At 63.9% G+C, this 15,920-nt stretch carries 10 protein-coding genes and 1 pseudogene; 10 read left to right on the forward strand and 1 reads right to left on the reverse strand.

Going from position 1 to position 15,920, the window contains the following annotated elements; all coding sequences use genetic code 11:
* Positions 1–163 precede the first annotated feature (163 nt).
* From ACVIIW_RS21420 to ACVIIW_RS21445, 6 genes are all read left to right on the forward strand, one after another.
* Positions 164–991 (forward strand): HD domain-containing protein, encoded by an 828-nt coding sequence (locus ACVIIW_RS21420; protein WP_456702542.1) that lies wholly within the window; start codon positions 164–166, stop codon positions 989–991.
* Positions 992–1,030: 39 nt separating this feature from the next.
* Entirely contained in the window at positions 1,031–1,927 is an 897-nt protein-coding gene (locus tag ACVIIW_RS21425; protein WP_456702543.1) for an alpha/beta fold hydrolase, read from the forward strand.
* Between the two features lie 79 nt (positions 1,928–2,006).
* Positions 2,007–3,524 (forward strand): FAD-dependent oxidoreductase, encoded by a 1,518-nt coding sequence (locus ACVIIW_RS21430; protein WP_456702544.1) that lies wholly within the window; start codon positions 2,007–2,009, stop codon positions 3,522–3,524.
* Positions 3,525–3,629: 105 nt separating this feature from the next.
* Entirely contained in the window at positions 3,630–4,205 is a 576-nt protein-coding gene (locus ACVIIW_RS21435; protein WP_456702545.1) for an HdeD family acid-resistance protein, read from the forward strand.
* 331 nt (positions 4,206–4,536) lie between these two features.
* Complete coding sequence (locus ACVIIW_RS21440; protein WP_456702546.1) at positions 4,537–5,025, forward strand: septal ring lytic transglycosylase RlpA family protein; 489 nt, start codon at positions 4,537–4,539, stop codon at positions 5,023–5,025.
* A 920-nt stretch (positions 5,026–5,945) separates the two neighbouring features.
* Entirely contained in the window at positions 5,946–7,379 is a 1,434-nt protein-coding gene (locus tag ACVIIW_RS21445) for a hypothetical protein (protein WP_456702547.1), read from the forward strand.
* A 59-nt stretch (positions 7,380–7,438) separates the two neighbouring features.
* Here ACVIIW_RS21445 and ACVIIW_RS21450 read toward each other — a convergent pair whose 3' ends face one another.
* On the reverse strand, positions 7,439–9,169 hold the full coding sequence (locus ACVIIW_RS21450) for a methyl-accepting chemotaxis protein (protein WP_456702548.1): 1,731 nt from the start codon (positions 9,167–9,169) through the stop codon (positions 7,439–7,441).
* Positions 9,170–9,388: 219 nt separating this feature from the next.
* Between ACVIIW_RS21450 and ACVIIW_RS21455 the strand changes: the two are divergent.
* The 4 genes and pseudogenes from ACVIIW_RS21455 (at position 9,389) to ACVIIW_RS21470 (ending at position 15,902) form a co-directional block, all read left to right on the forward strand.
* Positions 9,389–10,772, forward strand: a pseudogene (locus ACVIIW_RS21455) (ethanolamine ammonia-lyase subunit EutB).
* A gap of 170 nt (positions 10,773–10,942) precedes the next feature.
* Positions 10,943–12,529 (forward strand): B12-binding domain-containing radical SAM protein, encoded by a 1,587-nt coding sequence (locus tag ACVIIW_RS21460; protein WP_456702549.1) that lies wholly within the window; start codon positions 10,943–10,945, stop codon positions 12,527–12,529.
* Positions 12,526–13,311: an ethanolamine ammonia-lyase subunit EutC gene (gene eutC / locus ACVIIW_RS21465; RefSeq protein WP_456702550.1), complete on the forward strand. Its 786-nt coding sequence runs from the start codon at positions 12,526–12,528 to the stop codon at positions 13,309–13,311. The genes ACVIIW_RS21460 and eutC overlap by 4 nt, the downstream gene beginning before the upstream one ends.
* A gap of 224 nt (positions 13,312–13,535) precedes the next feature.
* Positions 13,536–15,902, forward strand: a complete 2,367-nt coding sequence (locus tag ACVIIW_RS21470) for an efflux RND transporter permease subunit (RefSeq protein WP_456702551.1) — start codon at positions 13,536–13,538, stop codon at positions 15,900–15,902.
* The last annotated feature ends 18 nt before the right edge of the window (positions 15,903–15,920 follow it).

Consider the following 15,920-nt stretch of genomic DNA (forward strand, 5'->3'; position numbering starts at 1 on the left):
AACCGTGATGCTGCGCGGCGGGCAGGATCATATTTGCGTATTTTTGCTCGGGCATTTGGTCAGCCGCCCCAGATTGGGCTATGCTCGGCCTGCGTCGAAGGCGAGAATTGGACGAGAGGTCGGGAGTTGGCGTGGGACACCACCGACAGACGGGGCTGCATCCATGATGACGTTACCGAGACTGGCGGCTGAGACCCTGGAGAAGATGCTGGGTTCGTTCATGCGTCGCAGGTACGACGAATCCTCCGCCAGGGTGCTGGAAGGGTCGACGCGAACCGCGATGGAATGTATCGGCAACAGCGACGCGCTGTACCACAACATCGAACACACCATGCTGGTGACGCTAGCCGCTCAGGCCATTCTGACCGGACGCAATCTCCATGCCCACCTTGCGGCGGAGGATTACCTCCATATCCTCATCGCCTGCCTTGCTCACGATATCGGCTACGTCCGCGGTTTGTTTCCTGAGGATGACGAAGACGGCTTCATCATCGATGAGGCCGGGACCAAGGTGTCGCTGCCGCGGGGGGCCTCGGATGCGAGCCTGATGATGTATCACGTCGATCGCTCGAAGCTCTTTGTGCGGCGCCGGCTGCCGCCGATCGGCGGCATCGACTCCGAGCGCGTCGCCCGCGCCATCGAAGGGACGCGCTTCCCGGCGCGCCAGGGCCAGGAATACGACGACGAGGCCTCGATCCTGCGCGCCGCCGACTTCATCGGGCAGCTCGGCGATCCCAACTATCTGCGCAAGGCCAACGCACTCTATTACGAGTTCGAGGAGGTCGGCATGAACCGCCAACTCGGCTATGACTCGCCCGCGGACATCGTGAACCGCTATCCGCAATTCTACTGGAACAGCGTCGCACCGCACATCCAGACCGAGATCGGCTATCTCAACAAGACCGAGATCGGCCGGCAGTGGATCGCCAATCTCTACAGCAACGTCTTCCGCGCCGAGCGCCACATCACTTTGTCCGGTCCGCAGAAATAGCGGCGCTCTTGTGGCCCGCATGAGCGGGAGGTATCCGCCATGCAGCAGAAATCCATCACCACGGACATCCTCGATATCGCCTATCTCGATTACGGCGCACCGGATGGCTGGCCCTGCATCATGGGGCACGGCTTTCCCTATGACGTGAACGCCTATGCCGAGACGGCGCCGCTGATCGCGCAAGCCGGCGCGCGGGTGCTGGTGCCGTGGCTGCGCGGCTACGGCCCGACGCGCTTTCGCTTCGCGGAGACGCCGCGCTCAGGTGAGCAGGCGGCGCTTGGCGCCGATCTCCTGGCCTTCATGGATGCGCTTCGCATCGATCGTGCAGTTGTCGGCGGTTACGACTGGGGCGGGCGCGCGGCCTGCGTGATCTCGGTGCTGCATCCCGAGCGCGTCGTCGGGCTCGTTACCGGCAATTCCTACAACATCCAGAACATCGCCCGTTCGATGGAGCCGGCCTCGCCGACCGAGGAGGCGGCGCTGTGGTACCAATATCTGTTCCACAATGAGCGCGGCCGCCGCGCGCTGCAGCAAAATCGCCGCGGTTTCGCCCGCCAGCTCTGGGCGATGTGGTCGCCGACATGGCAATTCGACGACGCCACATTCGAGAAGAGCGCGGTGTCGTTCGACAATCCGGATTTCGTCGACGTCGTGATTCACTCCTATCGCCACCGCTATGCGCTGGTCGAAGGCGATCCCGCCTATGGGGCGATCGAGGCGAAGCTCGCTGCGCAGCCGCCGGTCCGCGTTCCCACGATCGCCATCGACGGCGACAGCGACGGCGTCAATCCCGGAACTGCGCATCACGCGCGCAAGTTTGAAGGCGTCTTCGAGCGGCGGGTCTTTGCAGGCGCCGGTCACAATCTGCCGCAGGAGCGGCCGGCCGAATGGGCGCAGGCCGTGCTGGATGTCCGGAAAGCCGCCGCCAGATCCTGATTTTCGCAATTGCGGGAACTTTTCGTCGCGGGCGCCGTCCAAATCCTGAGCTGCGTGTTGCGCTGCCGGGGAGATGACCATGACCGAGGACCAGAAGCCAAGCGGGCCGGACCTGACCAAGGGCGTTGGGCTTTCCGATTTCAAGGACGGCAAATTGCTTGGCCATGTCGGTGAGGAAGACGTCCTCCTGGTCCAAGCCGGCAGCGAGATCTTCGCGATCGAGCCGTCCTGCAGCCATTACCATGGACCGCTCGCCGAAGGGCTTGTGGTCGGCGACACCATCCGCTGTCCCTGGCATCACGCCTGCTTCTCCTTGCGGTCGGGCGAGGCCACGCGTCCGCCGGCGCTGAACGCGTTGGCAGTGTGGGACGTCACGCGCGATCACGACAGGATCATCGTCCAGCGCAAGCGTGCGGGGACGTCGACCGTTCATTGCGGCACGCCGACACCGGACAAATTCATCATCGTCGGCGGCGGCGCCGCCGGTTTCGCTGCAGCCGAAACGCTTCGTCGCGAGGGATTTGCCGGCGGCATCACCATGCTCAGCAATGATGGTGCGATGCCGGTCGACAGACCCAACCTTTCCAAGGACTATCTCGCCGGCAGCGCGCCGGAGGATTGGCTGCCGCTGCGTGGCGAGGAATATTATCAAGACGCAGGCATCGATCTCAGGCTGAACACGGAAGTCTCGGCGATCGATCCGAAAACGCGCAGCGTGAGGCTCGGCAACGGCGACAAGCTGCCGTTCGATCGGCTGCTGCTCGCAACCGGCGCAGAACCGGTGAAGCTCCGGATCCCCGGCGCAGACCAGCCGCATGTACATACCTTGCGTTCCGTCGCCGACAGCCGCGCCATCATCAAGGCCGCGAGCAACGCCACGCGCGTGCTGGTGATCGGCGCGAGTTTTATTGGCCTCGAGGTCGCTGCGTCGCTGCGGGCGCGCAAGATCGAGGTGCATGTGGTGGCGCCGGAAGAGCGGCCGATGCAGAAAGTGCTCGGTCCTGACATGGGCGACTTCGTGCGCGGGCTGCACGAGGAGAACGGCGTGATTTTCCACCTAAAGGACACCGTGAAAAAACTCGACGGCACCATCGCCACGCTGAAGAGCGGCGGCGTGATCGATGCCGATCTTGTCGTGGTCGGCATCGGCGTCAAGCCGCGCCTCGCGCTGGCCGAGCAGGCAGGCCTTGCGGCTGACCGCGGCGTCAGCGTCAGCGAATTTCTCGAAACCAGCGTCGCCGGAATCTTTGCGGCGGGCGACATCGCACGCTGGCCCGATCCGCATTCGCGGCAGACCATCCGGGTCGAGCACTGGGTCGTCGCCGAGCGGCAGGGCCAGACCGCGGCGCGCAACATGATGGGCAAGCGCGAGCGCTTCGATGCGGTGCCGTTCTTCTGGAGCCAGCATTACGACGTGCCGATCAACTATGTCGGCCATGCCGAGAGCTTTGACGACATCGCGATCGAGGGCAGCATCAAGGACCGGGATTGCCTGCTGAAATACCGCAAGGACGGCCGTGTGCTGGCGGTCGCCTCGATCTATCGCGATCTCGACAACCTCAAGGCCGAGCTCGACATGGAGCGGTCGGGCGCTTGATCTGCGTCAAGCGTGACGGTCGGCAGGGCTGCTCTGCTGGCCGTGGTCCCGGCGCTGTGCTATTCTGAGATGCGCTCTGGGGCTTCGCATGCAGGAGTAGCCGCCATGACAAGTGCGTCCGATACGTCTCATCCTTCAGGCCTCGGCTCCGGCATTGCAGCACTGCATGCCAAATGGGGCTGGATCGTTGCGCTTGGCGTCGTCTACCTCATCGCCGGCTTCGTAGCGCTCGGCAGCGTGGTGATGGCGACGGTGGCAAGCGTCATCGTGGTCGGCGCGATGATGATTGTCGCGGGTGCCGCCGAGATCATCGGCGCCTTCCAGATGAAGAGCTGGGGCAAGTTCCTGATCTGGGTATTGCTCGGCGTGCTCTATGTCGTCGCCGGCATTCTCACTTTCGACAACCCGCTGCTCGCGGCAGTTTTGCTGACGCTGTTCCTGGGCGCATCGCTGATCGCATCCGGCGCGATCAGGCTGTTTCTCGCCTTCAGCATGAAGCGCGAGAGCCCGTGGGTGTGGGTGGCCCTGTCGGGCGCCATCACGCTGCTGCTCGGTCTGTTGATCGTGGCGCGCTGGCCGGTCAACAGCGTCTACATCCTCGGCCTGTTCCTCGGCATCGATCTGATCATGGCGGGCGCGGGCTGGATCAGTCTCGGCTTCGCGTTGAAGCGCCGCGGCTAACCCGCAACGCAAAACAACCCGATGCAAATGTTCCGGAGTTCCGCGCCATCGCTGATTTCACGGACGTTACGCAATCAATCTCCCCGCTGAATGCGCGTAAGACTCCGGGGATCGAGAACCCACGACCTCCGAGGTCATGTTGCTGACGCAATCCCTGTTTTAGACGGCGACAACGAAAACAGAATGCGGGGACCGCTCAGGTTCTCGCAACGGTTCCGCCGCCAGGGGTTGGCGCGAAATCCGCAAGAGACTGGCGCAAGTCGAAAACGCTGATGCGTTCGCTTAGCCATGTTCTGCGGCATCGGGAACCGGACGAAAAATCAAAGGAGATATGATGGTGTTCCGCTCGAGCGCCGCGGTTTGCGGCGCCCTGGTCGTGCTTGTCAGTTACGTTACCCGTAGTGAAGCAAGTGGGGTTCATTCAAGCGCCGTCGTCGATGCAGCCTGCGGAAAGGTCATCGTTGGCGCAGCATCCACCTATAATCCATTCAAGCCCGGCAAGGAGGAGGGCGGTCCGAGAACCGCCTCGGGCGAACGCTACGATCCCTCGGTGTGGACCGCCGCGATCAAGACGAGCTTGCGCCGGAAATTTGGCGGCGTCCAATTCGGCGCGCGACCGAAATTTGCGCTCGTCGAGGCCGTCGGCAAGAAGGTCATCGTCAAGATCAACGATGTGGGGCCGCTCAAGCCCGGCCGCATCATCGATCTGAACGAGCGGACGATGCGCCATTTCGATCCGAGCATGGAGCGTGGGGTCATTCCCGACGTCGCGGTCACACCGCTGTCCGGCGACGAGTGGACTCCTGGGCCGGTTGGCTGAACGTTCGCGCCTGCCGAAATAGGCCGATGGGTTCGCCCTGGTCCTGACGCGGACGAACCCGCCGCGCCGCACAAATGGTTCAATGACCATTCTGGCACAAACTGCACAGACTCGCTGCCTATCATAAGTTAACTTCGGGCATGGGCAGCGAGTTGATCATACGCGTCGTTCTCGTCGCGGCCGGTGCTTTCACCGTAGCCGCTGCATCCCTGCTCATTCTCGGCTATTGATCTGGCTCAAACAATGCACCGCGCCGGGGCGTTTCCTGTCATGGGCAGGAGATGCGAAGGAGTGCAACGATGCGGCCATGGGCTTTGCATTCACTGGCGTGGGGGCTGACGGCGATCGGCTTGATTGCCGTCATCTCCGTGCTGCTCTGATTTCGTTAGCTTTGCGATTGATCCATTGCGACGCGATTGCGCGATTGGGCTCGCCCCAATCGCGACATCTTGCTGGCGCCAGGACTCCGTCATCATCTGTTCAAAATTCGCGGCTAGTCTTCCGCTCAACGATTGGTTCGCCGGATGTACGCGGACTGCATCGCGAGCCTCGGCCCTCGTGCCGGGGCTTTTCGTTGCCGACCATGCTCGAGCGGGCTACCCTTCTTCGCGCGGCAGCGGACTTCTGTGGGGATGCCGAAGCCTTTGACGGCGGCCTCCCCCCTCGGTGCTTTGAGGCCGTGTGTGAGGCGGTAAGCCCTGCGCCTTGGCGATGAAACGGCGCTTCAGATCATTGTAGTACAATAGTAACGACTATTGATTGAGAGTGGCAGGACCTGCATTCCTGCCGGTTTGGGCGAGCTGAAAGAGAGCAGGAGGCTTCCACCCGAGGAGAGAATTTTGCCGACGTCTGAGAGGGCCATCCCGCCCAGAGCTGGCCCGGAAGGCGGTGACGGCATAAATCAAACGCGTTGGATTCTCGTGGCCGCGATTCTCGTCTCGGCATTGCTTGTTCAGTGGCCGGCCATTCTCAACCCGGATTTGAGTTGCTTGCTGTCCGAGGGAGAGGAGATCCTGGATGGCCGCCATCCGGGCGTCGACCTCTTCGAACTGAATCCGCCGCTCTCGATCTATCTCTACACGCCGGCGGCTTTTCTCGGGCGATTGACGGGCATTGCACCTGAGATCATCGTGGCAGTTCTCGTGATCATCGAGATTGCCGGCGCGCTTGTCATCATCGACCGCGCCGCTGCGGCTGCAAAGCTGGAGGGTGGAGAGCGGAGCCTTTGGACGTGCTTGCTCGCTTTTCTGTTGGCAGTCCTTCCGACCGCCGTATTCGGACAGCGAGAGCACATTGCTGTCGTCGCACTGACCCCCTTTGTCGCCATCACGGCGATTCGCTGGCGCGGCCTTGCCCCCGGACCGGTTGCGATCCTGGCGGGCCTGAGTGCAGGGCTCGCGATGAGCATCAAGCCGCAGCTTGCTTTGGTGGTCGGCCTGCCGACTATCCTCGGCATCATCCACGGGCGTTCTCTCAGGCCGTTGTTCACGCCTGAAGCCTGTGCAGCCGCCGCGATCGTCGTCGGCTACGCCGGGGTGCTCGTCTTCGTCTTTCCCGGTTATCTGTTCGACTTTGCACCGATGGTCGCCGCCACCTATGTCACGATGAGGAGGGATTTGGCCGGCCTGCTTCCTTTCCCCGTCGTCGTGATCGTTGCTTCCATCGCGTTTCTGCGTCAGGTGGCTCCGCGGGATTTCAAGTTCGGCGGCGACGCAACCCCCTGGCTGGCGGCGGCCATTGGCGGAGCCGCGAGCTTCGTTCTTCAGGGCAAGGGCTGGACATACACGCTCTACGCACTTTGCGTGTTTGCGATTGCTGCGCCATTGCTGCATGTTCGCACGAGGACGTTGCCGATGTCCGTCAGGATCGGCGGCTTCGCCGGTGTTGCGCTCATCGGGTTCTGCCTGTGCCTGTCGCTGCCCGAGTTTCCGCCGCTGGAGCAGCGTATGCAGACGCTTGCAAAGCATCCCCGGCTGCTCACGTTGACTGATCACCTCGCCCTTGGGCATCCGCTCGTCCGCCAAATCCATGGCACATGGGTTGGCGGTTCGTGCGCACAGGTGCTGACGGCCGGCGCACTTTTGGCCCGGAGCAGCCCAGAGACGACGGCGGCAGAGCGATCGAAGCTGAACGACATCATGAACTTCGAGCGGCGGCAGGTGTTGGCGGACGTGCGGAACGGCCGCCCGGATGTCATTCTCGTGGACACCTTGCTGCAGAGTTCGGTCCCATTCGATTGGTTGGCCTGGGCCAAGTCCGACCCCGAACTCCAGACGGAGTTGCGCCGTTATCGTGAAGTCGAGGGCGTCGGCCGTGTCCGCATATTCGTCGACCAGCCGGGACTGGAGCGCTGAGCTGTCTCGCGCCGGTGTTTTGCCCGACGCGTCGCTTTGCCAGGCGGCGAACTGGAGGACTATCCTGCCCTGGCGATCCGGCTGTCCGAGCGCAGGTTCTGGAAGAATTTCTCCACTTCGCGCGACAGCGTATCCGCCGTTGCGGTCAGGCTGCTCGCCGCCGTCAGCACCGAAGTTGCCGCCGTGTCGGTCTCGCCGATGGCATCGCGCAGCGAGGTGATGTTGGCGACCAGCGTCTCGTTGCCTTGGGCTGCGCTTTGCGCGTTGGAGGAGATCTCGCGCGTGGCCTGGTCCTGCTGGCCGACGGCGCCTGCGATCGCCGAGGTGACCTCGTTGATCTCGCGCACCGCGCCGCCGATCTCGCGCACGGCATCGACGGCGTTGCGGGTGGAGGACTGGATCATCGCGACGTTCTCGCTGATGTCGGCGGTCGCCTTCGCCGTCTGTCCGGCCAGCGCCTTCACTTCGTGCGCGACGACGGCAAAGCCGCGGCCGGCATCGCCGGCGCGGGCGGCCTCGATGGTGGCGTTGAGCGCGAGCAGATTGGTCTGCTCGGCGATGGTCTGAATGAGGGTCAGCACGCCGTCGATGCGTTGCGTGGCAGCGGCAAGGCTCTCGATTTCGGCGATCGATTTCTCGGTGCGCTGGCCGGTCTGCTCGACGGCGCTCGCGCTCTGTCGGACCTGGCGGCCGATCTCCTCGACCGAGGCCGACAGCTCCTCGGCCGCGCCTGCCACGGCCGTGACGTTGTGGTAGGCCTGCTCGGTCGCGCTTGCGGCGGTGCCGGCGCGGCTGTTCGCGTCGGCCGTGACGCGCGTGATGGTCTGCGCGGTCTCGCGCATCACACCGGCATTGTCGCTGAGGCCGCGCATGATCGCGCCGATCGCGCCGCGAAATTCGTCGACGGATTGCTCGATGTGGCGCGCGCGCTCTTCGCGCGCCGCCGAATCCTGCGAGACCTGCGCGGCGAGGTTGCGGTTGCGGCCCATCGCGTCCTGGAACACTTCGATGGCGCGGGCCAGTGCGCCGATTTCGTCGGCGCGGCCGGAGTGCGGCACCACGACATTCTCGGCGCCGTCGGCGACCTGCTTGATGGTCGCGGTGATCGCAGCGAGCGGCCGGGCGATCGAGCGGGCGATGATGATGATGCCGATCACGACCAGCGCCAGCGCCACGCCGGCGAGGCAGGTCAACACGAAGGACAGCATGCGGTTGGTCTCGGTCTGAAGCGCGATCTGCCGGGCGCGCTCGGCATAGACCTTGGACAGCGCTTCGAGATCCTTGTTCAGTGCCGAGCGCACGGCGCGGTTGGCGTCGTTGTCGCCCCATTCGCGACCCGCGGCCGCATTGATCTCGACGGCGCGGCGCACCAGCTCCCTGCGGAATTCGACGAACTGCTCGATGCGCTTTTTGAAGGTGGCGAACTGCTCGGCGTCGTCCGCCCTGACGATGCTCTCCCAGCCTTTCACCACGCTCAAAATCCGCTCGTTGAACTTGAGCAGGCCGTCGCCGTATTTCTTCACGACGGCCGGCTCGGTCGACATGTAGACGCCGCGCGATTCCATCACGACCGCGTAGACCAGCGAATTGACGCGCTCGACGTTCAGCGCGGCCGCATTCGCCGTCTCGATCGCGCTGGTCAGCTCGGTGCTGCGGCGGCTGTTGTAGTCGGACAGCATCGCGATCGCGGCCGTGAGCAGGGCGAACAGCGCGAAGATCGCGTAGAGCTTGGTTGCGAGCGAGAGACGGCCTGTCAGGGCGGCGGCGTTCTCAGATCGGTCGTTTTGCATGATGTTCGGGGCTCGAATGGCCTGGAGCGGCCGGTGTGCGCGGTCGTCTAAAATTGATGCAAAACTATGCAGAATGAAGATGGACGCAGCGTTAACGCGACCATCGGCCCGTTTCGCCCTCGCTCAAAGGAAGGTAAGATATTTCAGCGTCTTGATCCGAAGGCATAGGCTCAGGATCGCCTGGATTCGGTCACTGGCCGACAGTACCCGGAGGGGCCTTTGGTCTATCGCCACGCCATCGACGCCACGACCTACACTTTCCCCGACCTCCGCGACCTCCTCGCCAAGGCGACGCCTCCGCGCTCCGGCGACCGGCTGGCCGGCATTGCCGCCGGCAGCGCCGAGCAGATGATCGCGGCGCGGATGGCGCTCGCGGACGTCCCCTTAAGTCAATTCCTCAACGAGGCCGTCATTCCCTATGAGACCGACGAGGTCACCCGGCTGGTGATCGACAGCCATGACAGCAAGGCGTTTGCGCAGGTCTCTTCGCTGACGGTCGGAGCCTTCCGCGACTGGCTGCTCTCGGACGCCGCCAGGCCGGAGACTTTGCGCAAGCTCGCGCCGGGCATCACGCCGGAGATGGCGGCTGCAGTGTCGAAACTGATGCGCAACCAGGACCTGATCCTGGCGGCGCGCAAATGCGAGGTCACGACGGCCTTCCGCAACACCATCGGCCTGAAAGGCCGGATGAGCACGCGGCTGCAGCCGAACCATCCGTTCGACGATGCGAGGGGCATCACCGCCTCGATCCTCGACGGCCTGCTGCTTGGCGCCGGCGATGCCTGCATCGGCATCAATCCGGCGAGCGACGATCCGGCGGGAATCGCGCGACTGCTGCGGCTGCTGGACGAGATCATCGCCCCGGCTGAAAATCCCGACGCAAGGATGCGTGCTGACCCATGTCACGACGACGATGTCGCTGATCGGGCAGGGCGTGCCGGTCGACCTCGTCTTCCAGTCGGTCGCCGGCACCGAGGCCGCCAACCGCAGCTTCGGCATCGGCCTCGCTTTGCTGAAGGAGGCGCACGAAGCCGGGCTGTCGCAGAAGCGCGGCACGGTCGGTGAGAACGTCATGTATTTCGAAACCGGCCAGGGCTCGGCATTGTCGGCCAATGCCCATCACGGCGTCGACCAGCAGACCTGCGAGGCGCGCGCCTATGCGGTGGCCCGCGCCTTTGCCCCGCTGCTGGTCAACAGCGTGGTCGGCTTCATCGGCCCCGAATATCTCTATGACGGCAAGGAGATCATCCGGGCGGGACTGGAGGATCATTTCTGCGGCAAGCTGCTCGGCCTGCCGTTGGGCGTCGACATCTGCTACACCAACCATGCCGAGGCGGACCAGGACGACATGGACAATCTCCTGACGCTGCTCGCTGCTGCCGGCGTCACCTTCATCATGGGCGTGCCCGGCGCCGACGACGTCATGCTGAACTACCAGTCGACCTCCTTCCACGATGCGCTCTACGTGCGCGACATCTTCGGTGCGGCACGTGCGCCGGAGTTCGACGACTGGCTGATTGAGACCGGCATTGCCGGGGCCGATTTCCGGCTTGCCGGTGACGCAGGCCTGTTGCCTGATTTTGCGTCACGGCTGATCGCCTAGCGTGAAAATCCGCGAAAACATCCTCCTGCCGGCGTGAACCGGAGAAACCATTGGCGCGTCTCACGAATTAGTTCGGTGCCACAATATTGAGGAATTCCGGCCGCAGCGTTACGCTCTGTTTCTGGAGACCTCGTCAGTACCGTTCGTAGAACGTGGTTGGGGGAAGTTCGATGCGCGCTGAAAGCAACGGAACAAGTCGGCATATTCTCTGTGTCTTTCCGCGTTACACCTCGTCATTCGGCACCTTCGAGCACGCCTATCCGCTGACCGACGGCGTCCGCGCCTTCATGCCGCCGCAGGGCCTGCTGCTGCTCGCGGCCTACCTGCCGAAGGAATGGCAAGTCAAATTCGTGGACGAAAATCTCCGCAGCGCGACCAAGGAAGAGTTCGAATGGGCGGAGGCCGTCTTCGTCAGCGGCATGCACATCCAGCGCCAGCAGATGAACGACATCTGTCGCCGCGCCCACGAGTTCGGCCTGCCCGTTGCGCTCGGCGGCCCGTCGGTCAGCGCCTGCCCGGACTATTATCCGTCGTTCGATTATCTCCATGTCGGCGAGCTCGGCGACGCCACCAACCAGCTCATCGAGATTTTGGCGCGCGACACGGCACGCCCCGAGCGCCAAGTGGTGCTGACGACCAGAGAGCGCGTGCCGATGACGGAGTTTCCGATCCCGGCCTACGAGCTCGCCGATGTGAAGCGCTACTTCCTCGGCAGCATCCAGTATTCCAGCGGCTGCCCGTATGAGTGCGAGTTCTGCGACATCCCCGGCCTCTATGGCCGCAACCCGCGCATCAAGACACCCGAACAGATCATCGCCGAGCTCAATCGCTTGCGCGAATGCGGCATGACCGACACTGTCTATTTCGTCGATGATAATTTCATCGGCAACCGCAAGGCGGCGATGGACCTGCTGCCGCATCTGATCGAATGGCAGAAGAAGACCGGCTATGTGATGCGGCTTGCCTGCGAGGCGACGCTCAATATCGCCAAGCGTCCCGAGATCCTCAAGAAGATGCGCGAGGCCTATTTCATCACCATCTTCTGCGGCATCGAGACGCCGGACCCCGACGCGCTGAAGGCCATGCACAAGGACCACAACATGATGGTCCCGATCCTGGAGGGCGTGCGCACCATCAACTCCTACGGCATGGAGGTGGTGTCGGGCATCATCATGGGGCTCGATACCGACAAGCCCAACACCTCGGAGGCGCTGCTCGCCTTTGTCGAGGAATCGCGGATCCCGCTGCTCACCATCAACCTGCTTCAGGCGCTGCCGAAGACCCCGCTATGGGACCGGCTGGCGCGGGAAGGGCGCCTGATCGATGACGAGGGCCGCGATTCCAACGTCGATTTCCTGTTGCCCTATGACGAGGTCGTCGCATCCTGGAAGCACGCCATGGGCGTGGCTTATGAGCCCGAGAAGGTCTATGCGCGCTTCCAGTATCAATGCGACCACGTCTATGTGCATCGCCTCAAGACGCCGGTGCCGGAGGAAATGAAGACCTGGGCCAACATCCGGCGTGGCCTCGTCATGCTGCGCAACATCTTCTGGAAGGTCGGCGTGCGCGGCGACTACAGGCGCGTGTTCTGGAAGTTTGCGCTGGGGCGCCTCAAGCGCGGCGACATCGAGGGGCTGATCGGCTGTACCTTGATCGCGCATCATCTGATCACCTTTGCCCGCGCGGCCTCCAGCGGCAAGCAGAACGCATCGAACTATTCGATCCGGCTGCGCGAAGCGTCCGTTCCCGCCGAATGAGCGACAAGCCCGTTCCGGCGCGCCCGACCGTCGACCTCAGATCGTTCACGCCGGCGCGCGTCGCGCTCGGGCGAAGCGGCGCAAGCCTGCCGACCGGACCGCTGCTCGATTTCACGCTGGCCCATGCCCGCGCCCGCGATGCCGTGCATGCCGCCTTCGATTCGCGGCGCCTGGCGGCCGCGGTGAGGGCGCTTGGTCTCGATGTCACCGAGGCCAGCAGCCGGGTCGCCGATCGCAGGGACTATCTGCGCCGGCCGGATCTGGGACGGCAGCTCGATGCCGGCTCCGCCGCGGCGTTGGCCCATGCTGCCGCCGCGCCGTGCCAGCTTGCGATCGTGATCGGCGACGGATTGTCGGCCGCCGCGGTTCATGCCCATGCGGTCGCGCTGCTGCAAACCCTGCTGCCGCTGCTTGGGGAAGGCGAGGCCGTCGCGATTGGCCATGCCGTCGTCGCCTCAGGCGCGCGAGTCGCGCTCGGTGATCAGATCGGGGCCATTCTCGGGGCCCGCATGGTTGTGATGCTGATCGGCGAGCGGCCGGGCCTGTCCGCCCCCGACAGCCTCGGGGCCTATCTGACCTTTGCGCCGAAGCCCGGCCTGACCGATGCGGAGCGCAATTGCGTGTCAAATATCCACAAGGCCGGTTTGAGCTACGACGAGGCCGCGCTCAAGCTCGCCTGGCTCGTCCGCGAGGGATTGGCGCGCCAGGTCACAGGCGTGGCGCTCAAGGACGAAAGCGCCGACCGCCGACCGCGTGGAATTGGCACAGCTCTGCCGCAATAACGGGAATTCCGGCAAATCGCCGCATCTTGATTGATCTGGAGTCCTCCCGGCGTGCTTGCGAGAAGGGTGATTGACCTGCTAAACCGCTGCCGGCGATTTTCCGCGCATTTTCAAAGGGCAAGCCTCCCATTGGCAAGCCTCCGATTGGTATGGCGTTTTCAAGCCGTTCGCAGGGCGCGCGCACTAAGCTCATAGACCGAGCCGATTGAGGAATTGGACAAGGCATGCTCGAAAAGCACCGCGAGAATGAGGTTCATGTCGACAAGGTCGAGCAGGGGCCTGCCTCCTCCATCGCCTTCGGGCTGGAGCGTCTCGGCCTGATTGCGGTCCGGGCGCCGATCGTCTCCTGCATCATCCTGCTCGCGCTGATCGTCGGCGCGGTGTTCGGTATCCATCGCATCAAGATCGACGATTCGCTGTCGCAGCTGTTCCGCTCCAACACCCCGGAATTCAAGCAGTACGAAGAGGTGACGAAGAAGTTCCCGGCCGAGGAATTCGACGTCCTCGTCGTGGTCGAGGGCAAGACTCTGCTGGCGCGGAACAACCTCGAGAAGCTGCGCGATTTCGTCACCGACATGCAGCTGGTCGAGGGTACCCGCGGTCTGGTCTCGCTGTTCTCGGCTCGCCAGGCGCCGGCGCCGGGCAAGCTGCCGGCCGCGCTGTTCCCGGCCGAACTGCCCGAGGGCGCGGCCTATGATCAGTTCATCGAAACCGTCAAGAACAACGAGATCATCCGCGGCAAACTGTTGTCGGAGGACGGCACGCTGGCGCTGATCGTGCTCTCGCTCGATCCGGAGGTGGTCGCCTCCAGCAAGCTCGGCAAGGTCGTCGGCGACATCCGTGCGCTGATGAAGGAGGATCTCGGTGACACCGGGCTCAGCGTGCAGCTCTCCGGCGTACCGGTGATGCAGCTCGAGATCCGAAACGCGGTCGAGCGCGACGGCCTCACCTACAACATCCTCGGCATTCTCGCCGGCTGCATCATCGCGATCATCTTCTTCCGCAAGATCTCCTTCATGGTGGTGGCGGCGTTCCCGCCGATGATCGCGATCCTGATCGCACTCGGCGCGCTCGGCTGGGCCAATTTCAATCTCAACATGTTCCTGAACGTGATGACGCCGCTCATCATGGTGATCAGCTTCTCGGACTCGATGCAGCTGACCTTCGCCGCCCGTGACCGGCTGATCGCGGGCCAGGACAAATTCACCGCGTTCAAGAATGCCGTGCTGGTGGTGGGCCCGGCCTGCGTGCTGACGCATGGCACCGCCGGCATTTCCTTCATCGCGCTGCAATTCTCGGATTCCGACCTGATCCGTAAGTTCGGCGAGGCGGGCCTGGCGGCCACCATCATCGCGCTGATCACGGTGCTGTCTCTGGTGCCGGTGTTCGGCGTGTTGTTCGTGCGCAACGAAAAGGTCTTTGCGGTCAAGTTCCAGAGCGCGGATGCGGGCGTGCAGGCGCTGCGCAATTTCTGCTACTGGATCGCGGTGCGCATGGTCGGCCGGCCCGGCCTGTTCAGCCTGATCGCACTGCTGTTCGTCGCCGGCCTGGGTGTCGTCTATGCCAATCTGCAGCCGCGCTACCGGCTCGCCGATCAGGTGCCGGACAAGCGCCAGGCGGTTGCCGCCAGCAACCGGCTCGATGCCAAGCTGACGGGCGCCAATCCGGTCAACGTCCTGATCCAGTTCCCCAAGGGTGAAACGCTCTACTCGCCGGAGACGCTGCAGACCATCGCCGACGTGCACGCGACCGTGGAGAAGGCGGCGGGCGTCGGCAACGTCTGGTCGCTGGAGACGCTGCGCCGCTGGCTGGCGGAGAAGGCCGGCAGCGATGACGTCGCGACGCTCAAGGAATATGTGAACGTCATCCCCGAGCATCTGGTGCGCCGGTTCATCGATGCTCAGCAGGATGCGGTGGTCGTGGCCGGTCGCGTGCCGGACAAGGATTCCAGCCAGCTCCTGCCGATCGTCGACAAGCTCGATTCCGAGCTCGACTCGGTCCGCAAGAAGCATCCCGGCTACGAGATCGCCGTCACCGGTCTCGCCGCCATTGCCGCTCGGAACTCGGCCGGCATGATCGAGAAGCTGAACCGCGGCCTCACCGTGGAATTCGCGCTGGTCGCGCTCTTCATTGGCCTCGCCTTCCGCTCCTGGGTGGTGATGTTCGCCTGCATCCTGCCGGGTATCTTCCCGGTGGTGATGTCGGGGACGGTGCTGTGGGCGATGGGCGAGGGCCTGCAATTTGCCAGCGTCGTCGCGCTCACGGTCTCGTTCGGCCTGGGCCTCTCCGCCACCATCCACTTCCTCAATCGTCTGCGATTGGAGAGCAAACCCGGCGTCGGCTCGGCGCTGGCGGTGGAGCGCGCGACCGTGCTGGTCGGCCCGGCGCTGATCCTGACCACGGTGGTGCTGGCCTGCGGCCTCGTCGTCACCGTGTTCTCGGACCTGCCGTCGCTGCGGCTGTTCGGCTGGCTCAGCGCCTTCTCGATGGTGGCGGCGCTTGTCGCCGACCTCTTCATCCTGCGGCCGACCGCGATGTGGCTGATCAATCTGCACGCCAGGCTTCACGGCCCCGACAAGCCGGCGATCTGAGCGAGGTCAACAAATTCC

The organism is Bradyrhizobium sp. USDA 4449, from assembly GCF_054056275.1.

Bases quoted from the DNA above. Each gene is read 5' to 3' on its own strand.
- ACVIIW_RS21460 (WP_456702549.1), top strand. From the start codon at position 10,943: ATGCGCGCTGAAAGCAACGGAACAAGTCGGCATATTCTCTGTGTCTTT.
- ACVIIW_RS21420 (WP_456702542.1), top strand. From the start codon at position 164: ATGATGACGTTACCGAGACTGGCGGCTGAGACCCTGGAGAAGATGCTG.
- ACVIIW_RS21450 (WP_456702548.1), bottom strand. From the start codon at position 9,169: ATGCAAAACGACCGATCTGAGAACGCCGCCGCCCTGACAGGCCGTCTC.
- ACVIIW_RS21430 (WP_456702544.1), top strand. From the start codon at position 2,007: ATGACCGAGGACCAGAAGCCAAGCGGGCCGGACCTGACCAAGGGCGTT.
- ACVIIW_RS21470 (WP_456702551.1), top strand. From the start codon at position 13,536: ATGCTCGAAAAGCACCGCGAGAATGAGGTTCATGTCGACAAGGTCGAG.
- ACVIIW_RS21440 (WP_456702546.1), top strand. From the start codon at position 4,537: ATGATGGTGTTCCGCTCGAGCGCCGCGGTTTGCGGCGCCCTGGTCGTG.
- ACVIIW_RS21435 (WP_456702545.1), top strand. From the start codon at position 3,630: ATGACAAGTGCGTCCGATACGTCTCATCCTTCAGGCCTCGGCTCCGGC.
- eutC (WP_456702550.1), top strand. From the start codon at position 12,526: ATGAGCGACAAGCCCGTTCCGGCGCGCCCGACCGTCGACCTCAGATCG.
- ACVIIW_RS21425 (WP_456702543.1), top strand. From the start codon at position 1,031: ATGCAGCAGAAATCCATCACCACGGACATCCTCGATATCGCCTATCTC.